This window comes from Pantoea sp. RG18, from assembly GCF_025910075.1.
In the GTDB taxonomy this organism is placed as follows: Bacteria; Pseudomonadota; Gammaproteobacteria; order Enterobacterales; family Enterobacteriaceae; genus Pantoea; species Pantoea agglomerans.
Genome location: NZ_JAPCIL010000011.1, coordinates 1 through 5,264 on the forward strand (window position 1 = coordinate 1; position 5,264 = coordinate 5,264).

At 50.2% G+C, this 5,264-nt stretch carries 4 protein-coding genes and 4 tRNA genes; 1 reads left to right on the plus strand and 7 read right to left on the minus strand.

The window, feature by feature from the left end; translation table 11 throughout:
* From OK409_RS13295 to OK409_RS13315, 5 genes are all read right to left on the minus strand, one after another.
* A partial coding sequence (locus tag OK409_RS13295) for an elongation factor Tu (protein ID WP_264367143.1) occupies positions 1–755 on the minus strand: 755 nt, incomplete at its 3' end.
* A gap of 108 nt (positions 756–863) precedes the next feature.
* Positions 864–939: transfer RNA gene (locus OK409_RS13300), tRNA-Thr, on the minus strand.
* A 5-nt stretch (positions 940–944) separates the two neighbouring features.
* Positions 945–1,019 (minus strand) — tRNA-Gly (locus tag OK409_RS13305).
* A 191-nt stretch (positions 1,020–1,210) separates the two neighbouring features.
* A tRNA-Tyr gene (locus OK409_RS13310) sits at positions 1,211–1,295 on the minus strand.
* 7 nt (positions 1,296–1,302) lie between these two features.
* Positions 1,303–1,378: transfer RNA gene (locus tag OK409_RS13315), tRNA-Thr, on the minus strand.
* Positions 1,379–2,156: 778 nt separating this feature from the next.
* Between OK409_RS13315 and coaA the strand changes: the two genes are divergently transcribed.
* Positions 2,157–3,104 carry a type I pantothenate kinase gene (gene coaA / locus OK409_RS13320; protein ID WP_010672227.1) on the plus strand — a complete coding sequence of 316 codons (948 nt, stop codon included), beginning with the start codon at positions 2,157–2,159 and terminating at the stop codon, positions 3,102–3,104.
* Positions 3,105–3,147: 43 nt separating this feature from the next.
* Here the strand turns inward: coaA and birA are convergent, their stop codons facing one another.
* Together birA and murB are read right to left on the minus strand one after the other, a co-directional pair.
* The gene (gene birA / locus OK409_RS13325; RefSeq protein WP_010261004.1) at positions 3,148–4,107 is read right to left on the minus strand and encodes a bifunctional biotin--[acetyl-CoA-carboxylase] ligase/biotin operon repressor BirA; all 960 of its coding nucleotides are present in this window, start codon (positions 4,105–4,107) and stop codon (positions 3,148–3,150) included.
* Positions 4,104–5,141 (minus strand): UDP-N-acetylmuramate dehydrogenase, encoded by a 1,038-nt coding sequence (murB, locus tag OK409_RS13330; protein ID WP_033780876.1) that lies wholly within the window; start codon positions 5,139–5,141, stop codon positions 4,104–4,106. Before murB ends, birA begins: the two co-directional genes overlap by 4 nt.
* Positions 5,142–5,264 lie beyond the last annotated feature (123 nt).

The window sequence follows — 5,264 nt, forward strand, 5'->3', positions numbered from 1 at the left end:
GCAGTATCTTTGATACCCACGATTTCAACTTCGTCGCCGACTTTAACGATGCCGCGCTCAACACGACCGGTTACAACGGTACCACGGCCAGAGATTGAGAATACGTCTTCGATTGGCAGCAGGAACGGCATGTCGATCGCACGGACTGGATCCGGGATGTAGTTGTCCAGGTGTTCAGCCAGCTCAACGATTTTTGCTTCCCACTCAGGAACGCCTTCCAGCGCTTTCAGAGCAGAACCACGAACGATTGGGGTGTCATCGCCTGGGAAGTCGTACTGTGACAGCAGGTCACGAACTTCCATCTCTACCAGTTCCAGCAGCTCTTCATCATCAACCATGTCACACTTGTTCAGGAACACGATGATGTAAGGAACGCCAACCTGACGACCCAGCAGGATGTGCTCACGGGTCTGTGGCATTGGGCCATCAGTCGCAGCAACAACCAGGATCGCGCCGTCCATCTGCGCAGCACCGGTGATCATGTTTTTCACATAGTCGGCGTGGCCTGGGCAGTCAACGTGAGCGTAGTGACGTGCAGCAGTCTCATACTCAACGTGTGCGGTGTTGATGGTGATACCGCGGGCTTTTTCTTCAGGCGTGCTGTCGATCTGATCGAATGCACGAGCCTGGCCGCCGTTGGTTTTAGCCAGTACGGTAGTGATAGCTGCAGTCAGGGTGGTTTTACCGTGGTCAACGTGACCGATGGTGCCCACGTTTACGTGCAGTTTGTTACGTTGAAATTGCTCTTTAGCCATCGCTAGTCCCTCTAAGACACGGATATATCAATGATATCATCACATTAACCAGGCAATGCCTGACTGCAAGGAAGTTACAGAGAAAATCAGGAGGGAGATTAAAGGAAGTGGTGCTGATACCCAGAGTCGAACTGGGGACCTCACCCTTACCAAGGGTGCGCTCTACCAACTGAGCCATATCAGCACATCTGGAGCGGGCAGCGGGAATCGAACCCGCATCATCAGCTTGGAAGGCTGAGGTAATAGCCATTATACGATGCCCGCATCCTGGAACTCGGCTACCTGTTCTTTCTGTAGCTTGCAGATAACAGAGATGTTTCTCTACTATCTACTGCCTGTCAGCGAAGCTGACCGACTTTGACTTCGCTAACGCTCAGTCTGAATTCAGGGTGATAAGTGACTCACCTGACAGATAAACAGGTTGTTTATCTGCGTACCCAACCGCGAGGTTGAGATGGTGGTGGGAGAAGGATTCGAACCTTCGAAGTCTGTGACGGCAGATTTACAGTCTGCTCCCTTTGGCCGCTCGGGAATCCCACCTACTTGATGGTGCCGGCTACCGGAATCGAACTGGTGACCTACTGATTACAAGTCAGTTGCTCTACCAACTGAGCTAAGCCGGCATCAAGTGGAGCGCATTCTAGGAAGGTCGGGCTCTGGATGCAACTAAAAAATCGCTTATTTTTTTCTATCGCTTACTATTTGTGCAAATCATCGCATTTTAGTGTTTTTGTGCAGAATATTTGTGCAATCTGGTCCTGTTTTCATAGGATCAGTCGGTTCGCGCTAATGCCTTAGGCCTCTCTCTGGACCGCTTTTCAGCAGGTAAATGATCTGCAGGCAGTATTTTTATTTCACACGCCCATACCGAACGATGCTTTTTTGACCTCGCCTGCGCTTTTTTTTCATGTGCAGGCACTTTTCTGTAGAAAGCAGGCCTGTTTTGACATGCGTGTCCCTTATGTCGGTACGACGATGACCAGGCGTGGAGCCTTTCAAAATGACTCTACGCCGTTTGTTCTTTTGCTGAAGTTCTTATGGCACATATTGAATTTGTACCGCCTCAGCCTCTCTCTATGCCCTTATAGCGGCGTTTTGTCATTCAGACGTTGTCAGATGTAAAAAGCAGATAAAAGCCGCACATGCGCTGTGATGACCTGCAATATCATAAACAACGATAAAGCAGTAAAAATTAAAGCCACCATGATGTTTTGTGGGTATGCCGACGAAAGCGAGATCACGTTTATCTTTTTACTTCTGTTAAAAGCCATACTGGTGATACCCTCCAGCCCATTGTTCTCACTGATAAACTAGCGATTCGTGATTCACTTCACCTGTGCTGTCCTGCTTATCGGATAACACGCGGTTGATAGCCATGAATTTGCGGTCAGATGCATGCTTATGGATAAAACGACCCCCCTGACAACGCCTTATTTAGAGTTCACTCGTGAGCAATGGGCTGCATTACGTGATTCCGTACCTATGACGCTGTCAGAGGAAGAGATCGCGCAGCTGGAGGGCATCAACGAGGATCTCTCGCTGGAGGAAGTAGCGGAAATTTATCTGCCACTTTCGCGTCTGCTTAATTTTTATATAAGTTCTAACGTTCGCCGACAGGCTGTACTGGAGCAATTTCTGGGCACCAATGGCCAGAAAATCCCCTATATCATCAGTATTGCGGGTAGCGTAGCGGTCGGTAAAAGCACGACTGCGCGTGTCTTGCAGGCTTTGCTCAGCCGCTGGCCTGAACATCGCAAAGTCGAATTGATCACCACTGATGGCTTCCTTCATCCTAATGCCGTGCTGAAAGAGCGTGGGTTAATGAAGAAAAAAGGATTCCCGCAATCCTACGATATGCACCGGTTGGTCAATTTCGTCTCCGATTTGAAGTCGGGAGCCAGTCAGGTGACCGCACCGGTCTATTCACATCTGATTTATGATGTCATCCCTGATGGCGATAAAGTGATACAGCAGCCTGATATTCTGATTCTGGAAGGTCTGAATGTATTACAGAGTGGAATGGACTATCCCCACGATCCCCATCATGTCTTTGTTTCAGACTTCGTCGATTTTTCTATCTATGTTGATGCAGAGGAAGATCTCCTGCAAAGCTGGTATATCAATCGATTCCTGAAATTCCGCCAGGGCGCATTTACCAATCCGGACTCCTATTTCCATCATTACGCCCAGCTTTCAGAGGCAGAAGCGGTTGAAATTGCTGGTAATTTATGGAAAGAGATTAACTGGCTTAACCTGCAGGAAAATATCCTGCCGACGCGCGAACGAGCCAGCCTGATTATGACCAAAAGTGGCGATCATGCAGTCGATAAGGTTCGCTTGCGTAAATAACTGCTGTCATAAAAAAGCCTGCGTTTCTGCAGGCTTTTTTTACTCAGACAGGACGCAGTGATATTTCTCCACCCACCCAGGCTTTTATTTCGCCATCCTGTTCCAGTAACAGGCCACCCTGGCTGTCTACGCCTCGCGCAATACCATGGACCTCACGTTCACCGATAAGCAGCTTAACCGGCCGGTTAATAAAGTTATCCAGCGCAGCCCAGCGTGCGACAAACGGGGTTAATCCCTCCTGCTCAAAGAGCGGCAGAGCTTCGCGCAGACTGTTGATCAGACGTGCCGCCAGCTCATTGCGGTTTACCGTTACCCCGGCCTCCTGCAGGTTAATCCAGCCCTGATTAATCTGTGATGCATCGGCTGTTCGCATCGCCAGGTTAATCCCCGCACCAATCACGATCTGCGCAGCATCGCCGGTTTTACCTGTCAGTTCGACCAGAATACCCGCCAGTTTACGATCGTTCAGATAAATGTCATTGGGCCATTTTACGCGGACATCATCGGCCCCTAATGAACGTAATGTCTCAGCCATGATAATGCCAATTACCAGGCTCAGACCCATCGCCGCTGCCGGCCCCTGCTCCAGACGCCAGTACATAGACATGTAGAGGTTCGCGCCAAAGGGCGAAAACCACTGACGGCCACGACGGCCTCGACCCGCCTGCTGATATTCCGCAATGCAGGCAGCACCCGACTCCATTTCATGCATACGTTCCAGCAGATACTGATTTGTGGAATCAATCACCGGGATTACCGAGACGTTACCCTGCGTAACCTGTGAGAGTATCGCCTGCTCATCCAGCAGCTGTATCGGGGCAGAGAGACTGTAACCTTTACCTGTCACGGTATAGACATCAAGACCCCAGCTTTTTAACGTCTGGATATGCTTATTTATGGCTGCGCGACTCATGCCCAGCGTTTCACCCAGCTGCTCACCGGAATGGAACTCACCGTCAGATAAGATATCAACCAGCTTTAGCGGAACATTATGGTCTTTCATGCGATCACCCCGACGGCATTACACTCACCCTGCGCCTGAATAAAGCGCACTTCGGGCTCAAGCCAGACATCAAATTTTTCACCAACCTGAGCGCGTACGGTTTTTGCCAGCGCAACGATATCGTCGGGAGTGGCATTTTCAGCGTTGATCAGCACCAGAGCCTGTTGCTGGTGAACTGCCGCGCCCCCGATGCGGTAACCTTTCAGCTGGCACTGATCGATAAGCCATCCTGCTGCCAGTTTGATTTCACCATTTGGCATCAGATAGTGTGGCATAGCCGGAAAATGCGTCAGTAGTGAGCTGCACTGCGCCTCGGTGACGACAGGATTTTTAAAAAAGCTGCCTACATTACCGGTGACTTTCGGATCGGGTAATTTGCTCTGCCGCATCTGGCATACCGCGTGATAGACATCCCAGGCATTGGCCGTCACCGGATTGAGCGTTTTCAGATCGCCGTAGGTTAATACCGGTTGCCATTGCTTAGGCAATATTATCCCGACTGCGACGATGACATAGCCTGACTGGTAGTGATGTTTAAAAATGCTGTCACGATAGCCAAACTCACAGGCTTCACGATCGAGACGTTCTGTCTGACCACTGTGCAGATTAAGTACATCCACGTATTCGCAGACGTCTTTTAATTCCACGCCATAAGCACCTATGTTCTGAATCGGTGCCGAACCGGTCATACCAGGGATCAACGCCAGATTTTCCAGGCCTGTGATTCCTTTTTCCAGCGTGCTTTTAACCAGCTGATGCCAGTTCTCACCTGCCCCGACGTGCAATTTCCAGCACTCATATTCATCCTGAATTTTGATGCCTTTGATGCGGTTCAGCACCACTGTACCGGCAAAATCTTCCAGGAATAGGACATTGCTGCCTTCACCGAGCACAAGGAAAGGCGTTTGATCACTCTGGCTTGCCTGCCATGCTGCCAGAATGGCGGCTGGCGTCTCGGCGACGATGCGTTTCTGTGTATGTACTTCAAGCCCAAGCGTATTGTCGGCTTTTAAGGAGGGATGCTGGCTGGACATTTGGCGGCCTTTACTGAGTTATCTGGCCGTAGTTTACCGTATCAGAGAGGGGTTCTCAGGCTGTTTTCGGGGGTTATGATGAGGTTTTTCACAATCTGCAGACGTAAAAAAGCCCCGCACTTC

Excerpts from the sequence above, each read along its gene's own strand:
- coaA (WP_010672227.1), top strand. The coding sequence starts at position 2,157 with ATGGATAAAACGACCCCCCTGACAACGCCTTATTTAGAGTTCACTCGT.
- birA (WP_010261004.1), bottom strand. The coding sequence starts at position 4,107 with ATGAAAGACCATAATGTTCCGCTAAAGCTGGTTGATATCTTATCTGAC.
- murB (WP_033780876.1), bottom strand. The coding sequence starts at position 5,141 with ATGTCCAGCCAGCATCCCTCCTTAAAAGCCGACAATACGCTTGGGCTT.